The sequence below is a fragment of the Aggregatibacter actinomycetemcomitans DSM 8324 genome (assembly GCF_000372365.1).
In the GTDB taxonomy this organism is placed as follows: Bacteria; Pseudomonadota; Gammaproteobacteria; order Enterobacterales; family Pasteurellaceae; genus Aggregatibacter; species Aggregatibacter actinomycetemcomitans.
In genome coordinates this window covers 107,313-128,371 of the sequence record NZ_AQUU01000003.1, presented here as the reverse complement: position 1 = coordinate 128,371, position 21,059 = coordinate 107,313, and the positions used below count along the sequence as shown (strand labels likewise).

At 47.6% G+C, this 21,059-nt stretch carries 16 protein-coding genes; 11 read left to right on the top strand and 5 right to left on the bottom strand.

All coding sequences use genetic code 11. From position 1 onward, the window contains the following. Positions 1-2 precede the first annotated feature (2 nt). From hyfB to fdhF, 11 genes are all read left to right on the top strand, one after another. The gene (gene hyfB, locus A3CS_RS0102650; protein ID WP_005569887.1) at positions 3-2,024 is read left to right on the top strand and encodes a hydrogenase 4 subunit B; all 2,022 of its coding nucleotides are present in this window, start codon (positions 3-5) and stop codon (positions 2,022-2,024) included. A gap of 10 nt (positions 2,025-2,034) precedes the next feature. Beyond that, complete coding sequence (locus tag A3CS_RS0102645; RefSeq protein ID WP_005547331.1) at positions 2,035-2,997, top strand: respiratory chain complex I subunit 1 family protein; 963 nt, start codon at positions 2,035-2,037, stop codon at positions 2,995-2,997. A gap of 12 nt (positions 2,998-3,009) precedes the next feature. Beyond that, on the top strand, positions 3,010-4,455 hold the full coding sequence (locus tag A3CS_RS0102640; protein WP_019518212.1) for a hydrogenase 4 subunit D: 1,446 nt from the start codon (positions 3,010-3,012) through the stop codon (positions 4,453-4,455). A 10-nt stretch (positions 4,456-4,465) separates the two neighbouring features. Further along, positions 4,466-5,104, top strand: coding sequence for a hydrogenase 4 membrane subunit (gene hyfE / locus A3CS_RS0102635; protein WP_005547333.1), 639 nt, complete (start codon positions 4,466-4,468; stop codon positions 5,102-5,104). Between the two features lie 4 nt (positions 5,105-5,108). Next, positions 5,109-6,647 (top strand): hydrogenase 4 subunit F, encoded by a 1,539-nt coding sequence (locus A3CS_RS0102630; protein ID WP_005574001.1) that lies wholly within the window; start codon positions 5,109-5,111, stop codon positions 6,645-6,647. 19 nt (positions 6,648-6,666) lie between these two features. Beyond that, entirely contained in the window at positions 6,667-8,397 is a 1,731-nt protein-coding gene (locus A3CS_RS0102625) for a hydrogenase large subunit (RefSeq protein WP_005547341.1), read from the top strand. A gap of 13 nt (positions 8,398-8,410) precedes the next feature. Continuing rightward, positions 8,411-9,058 (top strand): formate hydrogenlyase complex iron-sulfur subunit, encoded by a 648-nt coding sequence (locus A3CS_RS0102620; RefSeq protein ID WP_005547343.1) that lies wholly within the window; start codon positions 8,411-8,413, stop codon positions 9,056-9,058. After that, on the top strand, positions 9,055-9,831 hold the full coding sequence (locus A3CS_RS0102615) for an NADH-quinone oxidoreductase subunit B family protein (protein ID WP_019518211.1): 777 nt from the start codon (positions 9,055-9,057) through the stop codon (positions 9,829-9,831). The genes A3CS_RS0102620 and A3CS_RS0102615 overlap by 4 nt, the downstream gene beginning before the upstream one ends. Before the next feature lie 134 nt (positions 9,832-9,965). Beyond that, positions 9,966-10,370 (top strand): formate hydrogenlyase maturation HycH family protein, encoded by a 405-nt coding sequence (locus A3CS_RS0102610; RefSeq protein ID WP_005547345.1) that lies wholly within the window; start codon positions 9,966-9,968, stop codon positions 10,368-10,370. After that, positions 10,360-10,821, top strand: a complete 462-nt coding sequence (gene hycI / locus A3CS_RS0102605; protein WP_005547348.1) for a hydrogenase maturation peptidase HycI — start codon at positions 10,360-10,362, stop codon at positions 10,819-10,821. Before A3CS_RS0102610 ends, hycI begins: the two co-directional genes overlap by 11 nt. Positions 10,822-11,418: 597 nt before the next feature. Next, complete coding sequence (gene fdhF, locus A3CS_RS0102595; RefSeq protein ID WP_080630343.1) at positions 11,419-13,572, top strand: formate dehydrogenase subunit alpha; 2,154 nt, start codon at positions 11,419-11,421, stop codon at positions 13,570-13,572. A gap of 170 nt (positions 13,573-13,742) precedes the next feature. Here the strand turns inward: fdhF and sucD are convergent, their stop codons facing one another. The 5 genes from sucD to A3CS_RS0102565 all read right to left on the bottom strand — a co-directional run bounded on the left by sucD (position 13,743) and on the right by A3CS_RS0102565 (position 21,055). Then, a complete protein-coding gene (gene sucD / locus A3CS_RS0102590; RefSeq protein ID WP_019518210.1) occupies positions 13,743-14,615 on the bottom strand; it encodes a succinate--CoA ligase subunit alpha in 873 nt (290 codons plus the stop codon). Positions 14,616-14,625: 10 nt separating this feature from the next. Continuing rightward, entirely contained in the window at positions 14,626-15,795 is a 1,170-nt protein-coding gene (sucC, locus tag A3CS_RS0102585; protein ID WP_005547356.1) for an ADP-forming succinate--CoA ligase subunit beta, read from the bottom strand. Between the two features lie 186 nt (positions 15,796-15,981). Further along, positions 15,982-17,205, bottom strand: coding sequence for a 2-oxoglutarate dehydrogenase complex dihydrolipoyllysine-residue succinyltransferase (gene odhB, locus A3CS_RS0102580; protein WP_005547357.1), 1,224 nt, complete (start codon positions 17,203-17,205; stop codon positions 15,982-15,984). A 125-nt stretch (positions 17,206-17,330) separates the two neighbouring features. After that, entirely contained in the window at positions 17,331-20,138 is a 2,808-nt protein-coding gene (gene sucA, locus A3CS_RS0102570; RefSeq protein ID WP_005573992.1) for a 2-oxoglutarate dehydrogenase E1 component, read from the bottom strand. Positions 20,139-20,416: 278 nt separating this feature from the next. Continuing rightward, the gene (locus A3CS_RS0102565; protein WP_005573990.1) at positions 20,417-21,055 is read right to left on the bottom strand and encodes an MBL fold metallo-hydrolase; all 639 of its coding nucleotides are present in this window, start codon (positions 21,053-21,055) and stop codon (positions 20,417-20,419) included. Between the last annotated feature and the right edge of the window lie 4 nt (positions 21,056-21,059).

Below are 21,059 nucleotides of genomic sequence, written 5' to 3'. Positions count from 1 at the left end.
TTATGAGTTATTCAATCAGTTTACTCATCACGACCCTGTTGATTTATGTCGTCGGTGCGTTTATTTCGCTAATTTTGAGTCGGAATGAACAACTTTCAATCAATATATCCGGCGTGACCGGTGTACTTGGTGGAGCTTTAGGCATTGTTGCCTGCATCCCCGTTCTTATCAGCAGCGACCCTGTCGTTGATGTTTTCCAAACCCCGTTTGAATTTGCCAATTTTTCAATCCGCATTGACGGATTGGCGGCGTTTATGGTGTGTGTGATTTCTTTGTTGGTTGTGGTGAGCGCACTCTACTCTTTCTCTTATGTCAAAGAGTATAAAGGCAAAGGCGCAGGTTCGATGGGTTTCTTTATGAATTTGTTTATCGCCTCAATGGTTGCCTTGGTGACCTGCGATAATGCGTTCTACTTCCTGGTCTTTTTTGAAATGATGTCGTTGGCGTCTTATTTCCTTGTGTTGACGGAACAAGACGACAACGCGGTGAATGCCGGTTTATTGTATTTCTTCATTGCTCATGCCGGTTCCGTATTAATTATGATCGCCTTCTTCATTTTCTACTGCTATGCAGGCAGTTTTGAATTCGGCGATTTCCGTCAAACCACTCTTTCCGAACCTCTTGCGTTTACCGTGTTTATTTTGGCGCTCCTCGGTTTCGGTGCGAAAGCGGGGATGATTCCGTTACACAGCTGGTTACCGAAAGCCCACCCGGCGGCACCTTCTCATGCGTCCGCCTTAATGTCCGGCGTGATGGTGAAAATCGGTATTTTCGGGATCGTGAAAGTGGGGATCGATCTGTTAGGTGCCACCAATATGTGGTACGGCGTGATTGTGTTAGGCTTCGGTGCGGTGTCTTCGGTGCTTGGCGTACTTTACGCCCTTGCCGAACATGATATTAAAAAATTATTGGCATACCACACCGTCGAAAATATCGGCATCATCATGATGGGCGTGGGTGTTGGCATGATCGGTATCGCCACACACCATCCGGTGCTTGCCACTGTGGGCTTACTCGGCGGTTTGTATCACTTATTGAACCATGCGGTATTTAAAGGCTTATTGTTCTTAGGTGCCGGCTCCATGATGTATCGGTTACATACCAAAGACATGGATTTAATGGGCGGTTTAGGTAAATTAATGCCATATACCGCCTTTTGTTTCTTAATCGGTACCATGGCGATTTCCGCATTGCCACCGTTTAACGGTTTCGTCAGTGAATGGTTTACTTATCAATCCTTGTTCAGCTTAAGCCAAAGCGATGATTTCGTGTTAAAACTTGCCGGTCCGATTGCCATTATCATGCTTGCCTTAACCGGTGCGCTTGCCGCGCTCTGTTTCGTGAAAGTGTACGGTATCAGCTTCGGCGGCGCGCCGCGTAGCGAAAAAGCGGCGAATGCACGGGAAGTGCCGAAACCGATGGTGATTGCCATGGCGATTTTGGCGTTATGTTGCGTGTTGTTGGGCGTGGGCGCTTCCGTGGTTACTCCAATCATTGCGAAAATTTCCACCGCACTTGCCAATACCGAAACCATGACCTTGGCACACAACGGCATTGTGGTTGCGCAAGCCGAACCGAATACGGCGCTTTCTACCCCGATGGTGACCATCATGCTGTTGGCGTTCTTCTTCCTGCCGTTTACCTATTACGCTTTTACCAAAAATCAACGATTATCGGATCGTGCCAAAGGCAATCCGTGGGCTTGCGGTTATGCCTATGAAGCGGATATGGCGGCATCTGCCGGCAGTTTTACCCGTCCGTTGCGCACTATCTTCAAACCGCTTTATACCTTGCGTGAAGTGTTGGATCCTGCGCCGTTAGGCAACAAAGGCGTTCAGGCGTTAATCAAAGGCGCAACCAAAACCGAACCGTTCTGGGAAGAAAAAGTCACCATGCCGATTGCGCATTTCATCCCTTGGCTGGGGACCAAAATTCAATGGCTGCAACAAGGCGACTTCCGCGTGTATTGCGTGTATTTCGTCATTGCCTTGGCGGCGTTACTGCTTTCCATTGCGTTGATGTAGGAGGTTGGTGATGATTACTTTACCTTCAGAAATTGCAACATCCGCCGGAATGTTTGTATTAGCCATCGTGCAAGCCTTGATTTTGCTTGCCCTTGCCCCGTTATTCTCCGGTATTTCACGTATGATCCGCGCACGGATTCAATCCCGTCGCGGTCCGGGCGTGTTACAGGATTATCGCGACATTGCGAAATTAATGAAACGGCAAAATATTTGGCCGGATAATGCCGGTGCGGTGTCCCGTATCATGCCTTATGTGCTGATCAGCACCGTAATGGTGGTGGCGATGAGTTTGCCGCTGTTTACCCGCGTTTCGCCTTTCGGGGCAGGCAGCGATTTAATCACCGTGATTTATTTATTCGCGTTGTTCCGTTTCTTCTTCTCCATCGCCGGGTTGGATTCCAATAGCACCTTCTCAAGTTTGGGCGCAAGCCGTGAAGTGACTTTAGGCGTGTTGGTTGAACCGATTTTAATGTTGGTGTTTTTGGTGATCGCGTTAATCGCCGGTTCCACCAATTTTGCCGTGATCGGCACACAACTGGCGGATCAAAGCTGGCAATACCCGATAGCCACCGTCGTTGCCTTGGTTGCCGCGTTCTTCGCCGTGTTTATTGAAATGGGTAAAATCCCATTCGACTTAGCGGAAGCGGAACAGGAATTACAAGAAGGTCCGTTGACCGAATATTCCGGTCCGTCCCTTGCCTTATTGAAAATCGGCTTGAGCTTAAAATCCATGGTGGTTGCCGCCATCTTTGTGAGCGTGTTATTGCCATTCGGCGCGGCTCAGGATTTCAGTATAAGTGCGGTCGTTTTCGGCGCCGTTTTCTTCTTCGTGAAATTGTTGGTGGTGTTCGTGTTAGCTTGTGTGTTTGAAAACACGCTTTCCCGTACCCGCTTCATGTTAACAGGACGTTTAACCGTTGTCGGCTTCGGCATTTCTGTGTTGGCGTTTGTGTTTTACTTCACAGGATTGTAAGGAGGAAAAAATATGGAACGTTTAGCTCTGATTACAATCATTTTGCCGTTTGTGGGCGCTTTTATTGTGGGCTTAAATAAAACGCATTTTGCCAAATTAGCCACAATCTTCTCCGCCTTAACCACCGCCTGTATCAGCGTCTTGGCGGGGCAGTGGTATTTAAGCAGTCATCAAAGCGTGACTTACGAGTTGGTGGCATTTGATCAAACCGTGATCTTCGGTGTGACACTGGATGCGGTCAGCACCTTAATCGGCTTTGCCGTGGTCAGCCTCGGTTTCTTGATTTGCTTATATTCCTGCGGCTATTTAACCGATAAAAACCGCGAACATCCGCACAACGGCTTACCGCGTTTTTACGCCTTCCTGCTCATCTTTATTGGCGCCATGGCGGGCTTGGTGTTATCCTCCACCTTGGCGGGACAATTATTGTTCTTTGAAATCACCGGTGGCTGTTCTTGGGCGTTAATTAGCTATTATCAAAGCCCGAAAGCCATGGCGGTGGCAATGAAAGCCTTGATTATCACCCATGTGGGTGCTATCGGCTTATACATTGCGGCGGCCTATTTATTTAGCAAATCCGGTACCTTCTCCATTACGGCGTTGGAACAGTTGGATCCGAGTGCGAAAACCATCGTGTTATTCGGTGTGATGTTCGCCGCTTGGGGTAAATCTGCGCAACTGCCGATGCAAATTTGGTTGCCGAACGCCATGGAAGCACCGACACCAGTGAGTGCCTATTTGCACGCAGCGTCTATGGTGAAAGTGGGTGTGTATATTTTCGCCCGTGCAGTCATGTCTGCCGGTGAAATTCCGTCTATTGTGGGCGAAGTGGGCATCATCATGGCGATGATTACCTTAATTTACGGCTTCCTGATGTACTTGCCGCAAACGGATTTAAAACGCTTGCTGGCGTATTCCACCATCACCCAGTTGTCTTACATTTTTATCGGTATTTCTCTTGCCGCGCTAGGTTCTAAATTAGCCTTCGTCGCCGCCATTGCCTATATTTTCAACCATGCCTTTGCAAAAAGCTTGTTTTTCTTGGTCGCCGGTTCCTTAAGTTATGCCACCGGAACCCGTTCAATGCCGTTATTACAAGGGATCATGCGTACCATGCCGGTCGTCGGTGCGGGATTTGGCGTTGCCGCCTTGGCAATTGCCGGGGTGCCGCCGTTTAACGGATTTTTCAGTAAATTCCCGTTATTTGCCGCCGGGTTTGAGTTAGGTAATGAATATAGCTGGATCACGACATTGATGGTTATCGCCTTGATCGAATCCACCGCAACCTTCGTTTGGTTGTTGTATAAATTCGGACAATGCGTTATCGGACAACCGTCAGAAGCCGTTGCCAAAGCACAACCGATTACGCTTTCTATAAGTGTCGTGTTGGTGGTGTTGATGGTGATGTCCGTTTGTTCCGGTTTTATCGCCGCCTATTGGCTGGGTTTGGCAGGTTAAGGAGGAATCTATGTTAATGATAAATGCCCTTGCAAGTTTACTCATTATTACCTCCCTCTGCGTAATTATGGTACGAACCGCCAAAAAATCGGCATTGTTTTATAGCTTGCAATCTTTCGTATTAGTGTTGTTGTTTGTGTATCTTGCCTATGAAATGCAGGCGCACGAACTTTATATGTGGTCAATCAGCGCGTTTATCACCAAAGTGATTTTGGTGCCGGCGATTTTGATTTACGCCATGCGGAATATTGACGAAAGTCAAACGCCCGGCGGAATGAATATCGCTTGGTTGATCCCGATCACAGCAGTGATTGTTTCATTGTGCTACTTTGTTGTCATCCCGATCGATTTACCGTTGGTAGAACATCTCAAACCGGCGCTTTCCGTGTCCTTAAGTCACTTCTTGCTCGGTTTGGTTTGTATCGTCAGCCAACGTAATATCGTAAAACAAGTGTTCGGTTATTGTTTGATGGAAAACGGTTCTCATCTCACCTTAGCCTTATTAGCGAATAAAGCACCGGAATTAGTGGAAATCGGAATTGCCACCGATGCGATATTTGCGGTCATCATAATGGTGGTGCTAGTCAATAAAATTTACCGCACGTTCCATTCATTAGATGCAAAACAACTTATGAGTTTGAAGGGGTAACGCTATGTATGAACAATGGATAATCGCGTTATTGACCGCACCTTTAGCCGTGGCTTTGGCATGCTTTGCCTGTCGCTCGACAAAAAATCGGACAATTTGCACCGCACTTCATGTAACAGGCTTAATCTTGATGGTGGGATTCGCCTTACAAATCATTAACGGTGTACTTACTCAAGGTGACATCAGCGCATTAAATAATTGGGTCTATATCGACAGTCTTTCCGCCATTTTCTTAGGATTAATTGCGGTTGTCGGTACCTTAGCCGGTGTTTATTCCATCGGTTATATCGGCACCGAATTACAAGAGGGACATCTGAGCCTTAAGGATTTCTACAATTATCACGGATTTTTGCACTTATTCTTTTTCACTATGATTATTTCCGTGATTACCAATAATGTGATTCTTATGTGGGTCGCCATTGAAGCGACAACCTTGAGTTCCGCATTTTTGGTGGGAACCTATAAACAAAAAACCTCTCTTGAAGCGGCATGGAAATACATCATCATTTGTTCCGTAGGGGTGGCGTTCGGCTTATACGGCACGATCTTAACCTTTGCGAACGGAAATAATCTGTTGGCGGATCCAAGCCAAGCGATTTTCTGGTCTGCGCTGAATCAACAAGCTGCCGGGTTAAATCCGATGCTCATGTATATCGCTTTTGTGTTCATTCTCATCGGTTTCGGCACCAAGTGCGGTCTGTTTCCGATGCATACTTGGTTATCCGACGCGCACAGTGAAGCCCCAAGCCCGGTAAGTGCGATTTTATCCGCCGTGTTATTGAATTGTGCCATGTTGGTGGTGTTGCGTTACTACATTTTGGTTTCAAAAGCCGTCGGTTCCTCCTATCCGCAAACCTTGTTGTTGGTATTCGGATTACTTTCCGTTTTGGTTGCCGCGTTATTTATCATCGTGCAATTCGACATCAAACGGTTACTGGCGTACTCCAGTATCGAAAACATGGGGCTAATCAGCTTTGCTTTCGGTTTGGGTGGACCTATCGGCGTGTTTGCGGGACTGCTGCACACCATTAACCACAGCTTGGCAAAAACCTTGTTATTCTGTGCTTCCGGTAACATTTTATTGAAATACAAAACCCGTGATATGAACCAAGTCCGCGGCTTATGGCGGGTCGCACCGGTAAGTGCGGTGCTTTTTGCCGGCGGTGCATTGGCATTGGGCGGATTACCGCCGTTTAACGTATTCGTCAGTGAATTTAGTATTGCGGTTGCAGGTATTTATGCGGGAAAAACCTGGTTGGTTATTTTCTGCTTAATCTTGCTCACCATTGTGTTGGCAGGATTAGCGTTAATGATTATGAAAACCGTTTTAGGAAAACAACCGGATAATATTGAAACGGGAGACATTAATAAAATCTCATTAGTGGCAATGGCGGTTCTCTTGTTATTAATGTTTGTAATGGGCATTCATATTGCCGAACCCATCTTACAGTTATTAAAAAGTGCGGTCGGAATCGTACTCGGATCCGAACAAGTATCCTTTGGCGATATGTTAGTTTTACCTTGGCAAAGTTTAGCGAAATGATCGACAAGAGGGGGAAAAAATGGAATTAACGAAAAATACATCCGTCGATCCGGGCAAAATGCTTGGCAAAAATTATATTGAAGCAGTCAATGCTAAATTTCCGAATACGATTTTGGACGAGGAGTGGTCAACGCCGAATCAGGTGACGCTCACCATCAAAACCAATATGCTGCCTGATGTGGTGGAGTACCTTTACTATCAACATGAAGGTTGGTTGCCGTTGGTGTTTGGTAATGACGAACGGACGATTCACGGCAATTATGCGGTGTACTATGTGCTTTCCATGGAAGGGGAAGTGAAAACCTTCATCACCATTAAAGCCTTGGTGGATCCCGTTACCTTAGAATTTCCTTCCGTCACGCCGAAAGTGAAAGCGGCGGTGTGGGGCGAACGTGAATTGTTCGATATGTACGGTTTGAAAGCCGTCGGGTTGCCCGATCAACGCCGTTTGGTGTTGCCGGACGACTGGCCGGACGATCTTTACCCATTACGTAAAGACTCTATGGACTATCGCTTGCGCCCGGATCCGACAACGGCGACGGAAACTTACGAATTTATTAATGAAAAAGGCGAAGCGCGTATCGTGCCGATCGGTCCGTTACATATTACGTCCGATGAACCGGGACATTTCCGTTTGTTTGTGGACGGCGAAGACATTATCGACGCCGATTACCGTTTGTTCTATGTGCATCGCGGCATGGAAAAACTGGCGGAAACCCGCATGGATTACGACCAAGTGAATTTCCTCGCCGACCGTGTGTGCGGCATTTGCGGGTTTACCCACAGCGTCGCCTACGCCAATTCCGTGGAAAGCGCGTTAGGCATTCAAATTCCAAAACGGGCGCAATGGATCCGTGCGATTTTGTTGGAAGTGGAACGGTTGCACAGTCATTTGTTGAATTTAGGGCTTTCCAGCCACTTTACCGGTTTTGATACAGGCTTTATGCAGTTCTTCCGTGTGCGGGAGAAATCCATGACCTTGGCGGAAGTGTTGACCGGCGCCCGTAAAACTTATGGTATCAATCTCATCGGCGGGGTGCGTCGCGATATGCTGAAACACCAACGTGAACAATGTATCAAGCTGATTGCGGAAATGCGTGCGGAAATTAAAACCTTATCGGAAATTCTGCTTTCCACGCCGAACATGGAACAACGCACCGTAGGCGTGGGCATTTTGGCGAAAGACATTGCCCGTGATTTCAGCCCGGTCGGCCCGATGATTCGCGGTTCCGGTTTTGCCCGTGATGTGCGCAAAGTGCATCCGTTCTCCGGCTACGGCGATGTGCCTTTTGAATTGTTCACCGAACAGAACGGCGACGTGTTGTCCCGCGTGAAAGTGCGGATCAACGAAGTGTTTGAATCCATGAATATCATCGATTACATGGTGGATAACTTGCCGAGCGGCGAAATCCTGAAAGAAGGCTTCAATTACACGCCGGGACGCTTTGCTCTCGGCATTACCGAAGCGCCGCGCGGTGAGGATATTCACTGGTCAATGCTGGGCGACAACCAAAAATTGTTCCGTTGGCGTTGTCGTGCGGCAACCTATGCCAACTGGCCGACATTGCGTTATATGTTGCGCGGCAATACGGTTTCCGACGCGCCGTTGATTATCGGTAGTCTCGATCCTTGCTATTCCTGTACCGACCGCGTCACCGTGGTTGATGTGCGTAAGCGCAAAGCGAAAACCGTGGATTACAAAGAAATCGAACGCTACGGCATTGAACGTAAAAACTCACCATTGAAATAAGGGAGGCGGAAGCATGTTTAAGTTACTTAAAACCGTATTTAAAGCCGGTGACGTTACCACCAAATACCCGTTCAAACCTTATGAAGTGGATGATGATTTCAGAGGCAAACCGGAACTTAATTCCGATCAATGTATCGTATGCGCCGCCTGCACCATGGCTTGCCCGGCGAACGCACTCACCATGCGTACCGATCCGGTGACCGGCGACCGCACTTGGTCTTTATTCCTGGGGCGCTGTATTTTCTGCGGTCGTTGTGAAGAAGTATGCCCGACCAAAGCCATTCGCTTAACGCAGGATTTTGAATTATCGGTGACTAACAAACAGGATCTTTATCAGGAAACCACCTTTGCGACCGTTGCCTGTCAGGAATGTGGTCAACCGTTCATTTCCTATAAAGAGCTGAATTACACCATTGATTTATTCAAACAAACCTTGGATGACCCGAATTTGGTTAAACAAAAACTGGCAGTGTTGCATACTTGCCCGGTGTGCAAACGCCAAGGTAGCTTGGAAAAAACCGCAAACATGGAATCCAATATGCGGCTGAAACTCATCGACTTCAAAGAACCGGTGCGCCTGAATTTCAAACAAATGATCGAGCAACGGGAAGAAAGTGCGGTGGAAAATTCAAGAGTTTTAGCAGGAGGCGAAAGACGATGAACACACAAATTCCAATGCCGGTCAATGGCATTTCAACACCATTCAGCATAGATGAAAATATCGCCAAAATGAAACAAACCCTGTTGAAGAATATTCAACGTTCGGCGTATGTCTATCGTGTGGACTGCGGCGGTTGCAACGGTTGCGAAATCGAAATTTTCAGCACCATCACGCCGACCTTCGACGCGGAGCGTTTCGGGATTAAAGTGGTGGCATCGCCCCGCCATGCGGATATTTTGTTGTTCACCGGCACGGTGACCCGTGCTATGCGCACCCCTGCAATGCGAGCCTACCAAGCGGCGCCCGATCCGAAAATCTGTATTTCTTACGGCGCTTGCGGTTGTGGCGGCGGGATTTTCCATGATCTTTATTGCGTCTGGGGCGGTAGCGATCAAATCGTGCCGATTGACGTGTATATCCCGGGCTGCCCGCCAACCCCGGCGGCAACCATTTACGGCTTCGCCATGGCGTTAGGGTTGCTCGATCAAAAACTGAAAGGCAAACAGGAAAAAGCCGATCCGAATGCCGACGCCAAATTGCGTTTTCCGGGCATTCCGCTGGATTTGCGTATCAGCTTAGAACGGGAGGCTCGTCGTCTTGCCGGTTATCGTCAGGGTGGCAATATCGCCAATCAATTTATGGCGATGATGTCGGAAGATGACAGCGTGCCGTTCGGTGTGCGTTTAGGGGAATACCTGGAACGGGAAGCGGATCCGCGCCTGAGCGAAATCGTCAACCGTCTGCATGCCATTAGTATGCCGTTTTCGGGGTAAGTTATTGGCTTATATTCTCCCGTAGGGGCGGGTCCTGTGCCCGCCCGAATTTACGTTTGGATAATGGGCGGGCACAGGACCCACCCCTACAAAAGCAACTCTGTTGCTGAGATGTAAAGCAGTAAGGACGTATCATGACCACCGTAATCTTCTATCTTCTCAACGAACGCTTTGTCGAAAACGAAGAACAAGTGCCGGAACAGGCGCAGCAAGTAATGTATTACTCTTTGGCAATCGGTCACCATGTGGGGGTGATTGATTGCTTCAAAAAATTGCTGATTTGCGACTACGAGGATTATCAACAATTTGTCGCCGCCTTCCCGGAGGGGGAGGCAAAGCGTAAATTTGCAGGGTTAATGAAATTCGGCGAAATCGTGATCGACTCCAGTCATGTGAATTTGTTGGCGAAAGCGCTGGACGAAAATAAAGCCCATTTCACTCCGCAACATCAGCAATGGACCGAAATTTTAATGGACACCTTGGCTTCCATTCAGCGCGAGCCGGTGATGTATATCATGGTGAAACGTCGTGACGAATAACAATATCATTCTCACCGTCGGCAACAGCATGATGGGCGACGACGGCGCCGGTCCGTACCTGTATCAGCTGTTAACTGAAAATCCGTTGGAAAATTGGACCGCACTTGACGGCGGATCCGCGCCGGAAAATGTGGCGCATATCGTGCGGGAGCTTAAACCCGAACTTCTGCTGATTTTCGATGCCGCAGATATGGAACTGGCACCGGGCAAAATCCGCATTATCGAAAAAGAAGCCATCGCCGAAATGTTCTTCATGAGCACGCATAATATGCCGCTTAATTTTTTAATCGAACAATTAGAACAAGACATTAAAAAAATCATCTTTGTGGGCATTCAACCGGATCTGGTTTCCTTCGGTTTTCCCATGACCGATGCCGTCAAAGAATCCGTGCAGTTTATGTATGATTTTTTAAAAGACGGACGGACGCTTGCGGAGATTCCGGTGTTGTAAGAAAAGTGCGGTGGGTTTTGGGCGTAAATCCGGCAACAGCTACATAATCGCGAAAAACACTTGAAAATATGACCGCACTTTTTTGCCGAAAAATAGAATATTCAAACTTAAAATCAGGACATTCAACCTGAAAAACAGGATATTCAACCTAAAAAACAGGATATTGAAAATCTGAAAGACGTTTTAGCAAATCAAAAAGGGCTTTCATATAAAACTATCAGTCACATTGAAAAATTATATCTGGCAGTCGGTTATTCTATTTTTTCCCGCGCTGACCTTATTGCTATTTTAACGCTTACTGCCTCGCCTTCCTCCGATCTGCTTGGAAAAATGCTAAAAATCAGCATTATTAAAAAGGTAGAAGGACAAGGAAAGGGAAAATATCAGTTTATCTAATCGGTTAAAATTATTGTTCCCATCTTTAGCGATGACATAATTTCACTATAAAATCCCAAAATTTACAAAAAACCTGTTCTATATCAATAAATCCATGCTTTTTGTAGGTCTATCCTAGTGTTTAGGAGTATGATGGCTTTGGACAATAACAATAATTTATCCATATCGTGTTGTAGCTCAAATAAGGACATTACTATGGCAATTAAAAAAGTGATTACTGTATGTCCGTATTGTGCCTCAGGTTGTAAAATCAATCTTTTGGTTGAAAACAACAAAATTGTGGGAGCTGAGGGCGCAAACGGCAAGACCAACGAAGGGGAGTTGTGTCTAAAAGGATATTATGGCTGGGATTTCGTACATGACACTAAAATTCTGACTCCTCGCCTGACTCAACCGATGATCCGCTACAAACGTGGCGAACCATTCACCCCGGTAAGCTGGGAAGAAGCGATTTCTTACTCCGCTAACCGTCTCAAAGAAATCTGTGAAAAATACGGTAACGAATCCATTATGGTAACAGGGTCCTCCCGCGGTCCGGGTAACGAAGTGAACTTCGTTATGCAAAAATTCGCCCGTGCGGTATTAGGAAATAACAATGTTGACTGTTGTGCGCGCGTATGACATGGCCCTTCTGTAACAGGTCTGCTCAAATCGGTCGGTAACGGCGCAATGTCCAACTCAATCGTTGAGATTGAAGACACCAAATGTGTATTTATCTTCGGCTATAATGCCTCCACTTCACACCCAATCGTGGCGCGTCGAATTAATCACGCCAAAGAAAAAGGTGCGAAAATCATTGTTTGTGACCCTCGTAAAATCGAGACTGCGCGTATTGCTGATATTTATGCACCACTTGCCAACGGTAGTAACGTGGCATTCTTAAATGCCATGATGAATGTGATTTTGGAAGAGGGGTTACAAGATCAAAAATTTATTGATGAACACACCGAAAACTTCGATGCGTTCTATGAAACCGTAAAAGCCTATACACCGAAATCCACGCAACACATCACCGGCATTGACCCTGAAATGTTGCGTGAAATCGCCCGCACTTATGCGAAAGCGGAAACCGCGACGATCTTGTGGGGTATGGGTGTATGTCAATTCCGCCAAGGGGTGGAAACCGTTCGTGCGTTGGCAAGTTTGGCAATGTTGACGGGTAATCTTGGTAAACCGAATGTGGGTGTAAACCCGGTACGTGGTCAAAATAACGTACAGGGCGCGTGCGATATGGGCGCGTTATTCAACACCTTGCCGGGCTATCAAAGTTTTGCTGATCCGGAAACCAATGCGAAATTCGCCAAAGCCTGGGGAGTACCGTCCATTCCGACCAAACCGGGCGTGCCGTTAAGTGAAGTGCCGCACGCAGTGAAAGAAGGCAAACTCAAAGCGTTTTACATCATGGGTGAGGACACCTTACAAACCGAACCTGATATTAACGCTATGAAACAAACCTTCAAGGATTTGGAATTCATTATCGTACAGGATATTTTCATGACCCAAACCGCCGCGGAAGCGGATGTGATTTTACCGGCAACCTCCTGTGCCGAACATGAAGGTGTGTACAGTGCCGCCGACCGTGGTTTCCAACGCTTCTATAAGGCCGTTGAACCGGTAGGCAATGTCAAGGACGACTGGGAAATCATCAGTTTAATAGCGCAAGCCTTAGGCTATCCAATGCATTACAACAACACCAAAGAAATTTGGGACGAATTACGTGAACTTTGCCCGATTTACAAAGGCGCGACCTACGAAAAAATGGAAGGTTTGGGCTACATTCAATGGCCTTGTACCGACGAAGGACCGGAAGACCAAGGTACGCAGTATTTGTATGAAGGACAAATCTTCGACCGCAAAGGCGGCAAAGCCGAATTCTTTGCCTGCGACTGGGAACCGCCGATGGAAGATCTTTCCGAAGAATTCCCGTTGGTACTTTCCACCGTGCGTGAAATGGGACACTATTCCTGCCGTTCTATGACAGGTAACTGTCGCGCCCTCGCCGCCCTTGCCGACGAACCGGGATTCGTTCAAATGAACGACCAAGACGCCAAAGCACTGGGTATTAAAAACAACGACTTGGTTTGGATTGCTTCTTCACGGGGTAAAGTTATTTCCCGCGCCGATGTGAGCACCCGTACCAACAAAGGCGCTTGTTATATGACCTACCAATGGTGGATCGGTAAATGTAACGAACTCACCGCCGAACATTTGAACCCGGGTTCAAGAACGCCGGAATACAAATACAGCGCGGTGCGTATTGATAAAATTGAGGATCAAGCTTGGGCAGAGCACTATGTAGTGGCGGAATATACCAAACTGAAAAACCGCTTAAAACAAACTGCGTTAGTAGCATAAGGGTTGTTTTGATTTAACGAAAATTACAGCCGCACTTTTAAGGGAATCAAAATGATCTATCTCCCCTAAACTTAGGTTGATCTGTCCAAGTTTTGGGGAGTAGATTAAAGTGCGGTCGATTTAAAAAACGTTTTTCAAACCGACCGCACTTTTTACCTCACTAACTCCAATTATTTCTTCAGCACGTCCCGCAATACTGCACCGATGCCTACCAGGCTTCTGACGGTTTTCACGCCGGCCGCTTCGAGGGCGACAAACTTTGCATCGGCGGTGCCTTTGCCGCCGCTGATGATGGCGCCGGCGTGCCCCATGCGTTTGTCTTTCGGGGCAGTAACGCCGGCGATGTAGCTGACTACCGGCTTGGTGACGTGTTGTTTAATGAACTCCGCCGCTTCTTCTTCCGCCGAACCGCCGATTTCGCCGATCATGACAATAGCTTCTGTTTGCGGATCTTCTTGGAATAATTTAAGAATATCCACAAAGTTGGAGCCGGGAATCGGATCGCCGCCGATGCCGACACAAGTGGATTGCCCGAAACCTTCGTCGGTGGTTTGTTTGACCGCTTCATAAGTGAGCGTGCCGGAGCGGGAAACGATGCCGATTTTGCCTTTCTTGTGAATATCGCCCGGCATAATGCCGATTTTGCATTCTTCCGGTGTAATCACGCCCGGGCAGTTCGGGCCGATCATACGTACGCCGGTTTGATTTAAACGCTGTTTGACCACTAACATATCTAGCGTTGGGATCCCTTCGGTAATACACACGATTAACTGAATGCCCGCGTCGATAGCTTCTAAAATGGCGTCTTTGCAGCCCGGTGCAGGGACATAAATCACTGTTGCGGTGGCGCCGGTCGCTTCCACGGCATCCCGCACAGTATTGAACACCGGCAGCCCCAGATGGGTTGTGCCGCCCTTGCCGGGGGACACGCCACCGACTAATTTGGTGCCGTAAGCCAATGCTTGTTGGGAGTGGAATGTGCCTTGTCCTCCGGTGAAACCTTGGCAAATTACTTTGGTGTTATTATCGATTAAAATTGACATCATTCGCTCCTTATAAATTACCATTTGCCGCTTTAATGGATTCCACCGCCGCGTCCGTGAGGGTTTTCGCCGCAATAATATTCAAACCGCTGTTGGCTAAAATTTCCCGTCCTAAAGGCGCGTTGTTGCCTTCCAAACGCACCACTACCGGCACATGTACGCCCACTTGGTTCACCGCCGCCACAATGCCTTCGGCGATCAGATCGCAACGCACAATGCCGCCGAAAATATTCACCAATACGGCTTTGACGTTTTTATCGGAAAGAATGATTTTGAAGGCTTCCGCCACCCGTTCTTTGGTTGTGCCACCGCCCACATCAAGGAAATTTGCAGGCTGCCCGCCGTGCAGTTTCACAATATCCATCGTGCCCATGGCAAGCCCGGCGCCATTGACCATACAGCCGATGTTGCCGTCCAGTGCTACGTAATTCAGCTGGTGCAATTCCGCCAAGGCTTCACGCGCATCGCTTTGGGTAATATCGTGCATAGTGGCTAAATCCAGCTGGCGATATAGTGCATTACTGTCCACCACGATCTTGGCATCCAGACAAGACAGCTTGCCTTCTTTGGTTACTACAAGCGGATTAATTTCCAACAGAGATAAATCCCGCTCTACAAACATTTTCGCCAGTTGGGTGAAAATATGGGTAAATTGGTTGATTTGATCGCCCTTCAACCCCAGTTTAAACGCCAATTCGCGCCCTTGATAAGGCATTCCGCCCACCAGCGGATCCAACGCTACTTTATGCAATAATTCCGGGGTTTTCGCCGCCACCTCTTCAATATCCATACCGCCGGCGGCAGATGCCATAAAGACCACTTTTTGTGAAGCGCGATCGATCACCGCGCCCAAATATAACTCTCGGTCGATATTGACCGTTTCTTCCACATAAATAATGTTAATCGGTTGCCCATTGGCATCGGTTTGAAAGGTCACCAAACGCTGCCCCAGCCATTTATCCACAAAGGCACGCACTTCCGCTTCATTACGCACCAATTTCACGCCACCGGCTTTTCCGCGCCCACCCGCATGCACTTGGCACTTGGTAACCCAAACATCGCCCTTCAGCTGTTTGATCGCCTCTGCCGCTTCGTCTGCGGTTTTACAAGCGATGCCTCGGCATATCGGTAAATCATATTCGGCAAAAACCTGCTTACTTTGGTATTCGTGTAGATTCATACAAAATCCTCTGTTGCGTATAAATATTCTGATAAAAAGTGCGGTTGTAAAAAATATTATTTTTTGACTGTTGGCGTGAGCAAGTAAGCAAACTTACCTGCGAAGAATAAACAACGTTTTTTTCTTAAGGCGTTTTTATAAACCGAAACCGCTTGTCTTGCAAGCAAGAAACAAGCGGTTTTCTTATTAAATTTCAAGTAATAATCTTGTCGGGTCTTCCAGCAGCTCTTTTATCGTCACTAAGAAACCGACGGATTCCCGCCCGTCAATTAAGCGGTGGTCGTAACTCAATGCCAAATACATCATCGGGCGAATCACCACTTGACCGTTTAGCGCCACCGGGCGTTCTTTAATGGCGTGCATACCTAAAATGGCACTTTGCGGCGGGTTGATAATCGGAGTGGACATTAGCGAACCAAACACGCCGCCGTTGGTAATGGTGAAGTTACCGCCGGTTAAATCTTCTACTGTCAATTTGCCGTCACGCCCTTTTTCCGCCAGGGCTTTGATAGATTTTTCAATGTCCGCCATGGAAAGATTATCACAATCGCGCAATACCGGCGTCACTAAACCGCGTGGAGTCGAAACCGCAATGCTCACGTCAAAATAGTTGTGATAAATCACATCGTCGCCGTCAATGGAGGCATTCACTTCCGGATAACGTTTTAAGGCTTCCACCACGGCTTTGATATAAAAAGACATGAAGCCTAAACGCACGCCGTGTTGTTTTTCAAATTTTTCACCGTATTGTTTACGCAGGTTCATGATCGGCTGCATATCCACTTCATTGAACGTAGTCAACATCGCGGTGGTGTTTTTGGCTTCCAACAGACGTTCCGCAATACGTTTGCGTAAACGGGTCATCGGCACGCGTTTTTCACTACGTGCGGCATATGCCACGGTGCTGAGGGTATCTTCCGCCACTTGCGGTTGTGCCGCTGCAGCCGTGCGTTGGGCAAGGATCGCTTCCACATCTTCACGGGTAATTCTGCCGCCCACGCCGGTGCCTTTTACATCGGCAACATCGGAAGGCTGTAAACCGTGCTCGGCTAATAAACGGCGTACCGCAGGTCCTTGCGCATCGGTGACATGCGGTTCATCAGGCACTTCCGTGCGACGATCTTTCGGTGTCGGCTCCGCCGTTTTTTCCGTTGCAATGGCTGCCGCCGTCACCGAATCTTCCAGAGTGCCAAGCAACTGTTTGCTGACTACTGTTGCCCCTTCTTCCTGCAAAATCTGGGCAAGCACGCCGTCCGCCTGTGCCGGCACTTCAAGCACCACTTTGTCGGTCTCGATTTCCACAATCACTTCATCACGTTTCACTGCGTAGCCCGCTTTTTTGTGCCAAGTTGCCACGGTGGCATCGGCTACGGATTCGGGTAAATCGGGGACAAGAATTTCAATCGTCATAATGTTTATTCCTTTTTATGTTCGTTTAGCTAAGTCTTATATTTTGATGAAAAGTGCGGTCGGTTTTCGCCGCGTTTTTTTCGAACAAAAAACGCTGTGAAAAATCACCGCACTTTATCGCCTCATTAACGTGTTAACGCGTCTTCCACCAATTGTTTTTGTTGTTTGGTGTGCAATGATATATAGCCCACCGCTGGAGAGGCAGAGGCCGGGCGACCGGCATAGGTTAATTTCGCCCCTTCCGGAATAACCGCTTCAAAATTGTGTTTGCTGGAATACCACGCGCCTTGGTTCAGCGGTTCTTCCTGACACCACACAAAATCCGTCACATGAGCATAAGGCGCAAGCACCGCTTTCACATCATCGTGCGGGAACGGATAAAGTTGTTCGATACGGATAATCGCGACGTCTGTTTGCTCGTTTTTACGGCGTTGTTCCAACAAATCGTAATACACTTTGCCCGAACACATCACCACGCGCTTAACCTGTTTCGGATCGAGTTCATCAATTTCGCCGATGACGGTTTGGAAAGTACCGTTCACCAGTTCGTCCATCGTGGACACCGCAAGCGGGTGACGCAATAGGGATTTAGGCGAAATACCGATGAGCGGACGACGCATTTTGCGGATCGCTTGACGGCGCAACATGTGATAAACCTGCGCTGGCGTTGACGGGATACACACCTGCATATTTTGTTCCGCGCAGAGTTGCAAATAGCGTTCCAGGCGGGCGGAAGAGTGTTCCGGGCCTTGCCCTTCATAACCGTGCGGCAGCAACATCACCAAGCCGCACATTCTGCCCCATTTTTGTTCACCGGAGCTAATGAATTGGTCAATCACGATTTGCGCACCGTTGGCGAAATCACCGAACTGTGCTTCCCAGATGGTCAACGTTTTCGGATCCGTTGTGGCATAGCCGTATTCAAAGGCAAGCACACCTTCCTCGGTCAGCACGGAATCCCACACTTCAAAGCGCCCTTGGTTGGCGTGTAATTGGGTCAACAGCACATAACCGGTGCCGTCTTTTTGGTTGTGCACGACCGCATGACGATGGAAGAACGTACCGCGTCCCGCATCCTCACCGGACAAACGTACATTAGTGCCTTCATCCAACAAGGTGGCGTACGCCATGGTTTCCGCCATGCCCCAATCCAATAATTTATCGCCTTGTGCCATTTCTTTCCGATCTGCATAGATTTTTTCCACACGCGGATGCGGCTGCACGTAATCAGGATAATGGGAAACCCGTTTCGCCAAGGTTTGGAAACGATCCAACGGGAAATGGCTTTCGTATGGCGCCATCCAGTCATAATTGAGGTATTGCAACCAATCCACTTTCGCCATATCCATAGCCCGCCATTCCGGCACGACGCATTCGCCGTTATCCAGCGCATCGCGATATAAATTGGTAATTTCGGTGGCATCTTCTTCGCTGATGGTGCCTTCCTGAATTAAACGGGCAGCATAGACTTTCGGCGGTGTCGGGTGTTTTTTGATGATACCGTACATCATCGGCTGGGTGGCCAAAGGTTCGTCCGCCTCATTGTGTCCGTGACGACGATAGGAAATTAAATCAATGAAAATATCCCGTTTGAAGGCGTTGCGATATTCCACCGCCATACGCGCGGCGAAAACCACCGCTTCCGGATCGTCACCGTTCACATGAATAATCGGCGCCTGGATCATTTTCGCAATGTCGGTACAAAATTCGGTGGAACGGGTGTCATTTGGGTTGGAGGTGGTAAAACCGATTTGGTTATTAATCACGATACGAATTGTGCCGCCCACTTTGTAACCGCGCGCATTGGACATATTCAGGGTTTCCTGCACGATGCCCTGCCCTGCCACGGCGGAATCCCCATGCACGGTAACGGCAAGCACTTGGTTATGTTCCAAATCCTGTTTGCGGGTTTGTCTGGCGCGTACGGAACCGATAACCACCGGGCTGACGATTTCCAAATGGGACGGGTTAAACGCCAGGGTTAAATGCACCCGTTTGTCATCCACCGCAAAATCGGAAGAAAACCCTTGGTGATACTTCACATCACCGGTACGATTGGTTTCCGCATGTTTGCCGGCAAATTCATCGAATAATTCTGCCGGCTTCTTACCCAACACGTTCACCAACATATTCAAACGCCCTCGGTGCGCCATGCCGATAACAATGTCGTCGATGTCGTTACGTCCGGCATGACGAATGATCTCTTTCATCATCGGAATAAAGGCATCGCTACCCTCTAACGAAAAACGTTTTGCTCCCGGGAATTTTGCCCCTAAATAACGTTCTAAGCCGTCCGCTGCCGTCAGTTCTTTAAGCAAATTCACTTTTTCATCTTTTGTGAAAAGCGGCTGTTGAATCCATTTTTCCTGTTTATTTTGCAACCAGTTACGCTGTTCCATATCGTGAATATGCATAAACTCCAAGCCGATATTGCCGCAATAAGTGGCTTTCAAATCACGGGCTAAGTCGCTGAGTTTAATGGTTTCTTTGCCGTAAACGGCATAGTCAATATTGAAACTTTCGTCCAAATCGGCATCGGTTAAGCCATGTTGATGATAATCTAGCTCTGGAACGGAGGAGGTTTTCCAACGGTAGTAATTGAGAGGGTCAAGGGTGGCTTCAATATAACCACGGGAGCGATAAGCATTGATAAACTGGAGTACTTTGACTAATTTCGCACTCGCTTCGGGGTCGATAACGGCAATACTCTGCGAATGATTCTCTCGGGCTAAACGGCGGAAATAATCACGCACGATTGAATGGGGTTGCTCAAGTGCGGTGGATTTTGGCAGCGTTTTAAAAATCGCCTGCCAGCTGCTATCCACACTGCCCGGATCCTCAAGATAACTTTCATAAAGCTCTTCGATATACGCTTGATTCGCGCCACCCAACGCACTGGAGGCAAGCCATTCCTGTAAAGAATTATGCTGCATAAATACCACCTTAAAAATGAATACACTAACAAACAACGTCATGGCAACGACATAAAAAATACCGTTACATTTGAAAGGCATATTATGCCCGAGAAATTCAATTTATATTGTGATCCAAGTCAGAATTTTTACAAAAATTTAACGTATTCACGCCATAAAGTGCGGTCAAAAAAATCAGCGATTTTCAATTTCAATTTTACTAACTGATACCGCAAGGCGCAGGCAATTCACGCAATGAGGTTTGAATAAAATTCCCAACATTTTTACGGTTAGTGATTTTATTCCTGCTTCACATAAGGATTGGTTTGTTTTTCTATACCGATGGTTGTGTAAGGTCCGTGTCCCGGAACAATAATCATATCATCATCCAACCGATATAATTTTTCCCGAATAGAAGCAATAATCTCGTCATAACTGCCGCCCGGGAAATCCGTGCGCCCGATGCCGCTTTTAAATAACACATCGCCGGTAAACGCCACACGTTTTTGATGTTCGATAAAACCGATATGCCCCGGCGTGTGTCCCGGTAAATGCAGAACTTCAAAGGTAAAATCGCCGATAGTTAAAATTTCGCCTTCTTTATCCAACCAACGATCCGGCTCAAAGGTGGCGACTTCAAACAACATCCCGAATTTTTCCGATTGTTGCGGCAAGCCCTTAAACCAATAATCATCTTTGGAATTTGAACCGAGGATGGGCACATTAAACTGTTGTTTGACTTTTTCCGCCGCGCCCACATGATCCAAATGCCCATGAGTGAGTAAAATCGCCTGTAAATTCAAGCCTAATTCTTCAATTCGTTTGATTAATTTATCCGCTTCGCCGCCGGGATCAATAATTGCCGCATTTTTCTTATCATCCCAAATTAACGAACAATTTTGTTGAAATGCGGTGACGGGAATAATTTCAATATTCATAATG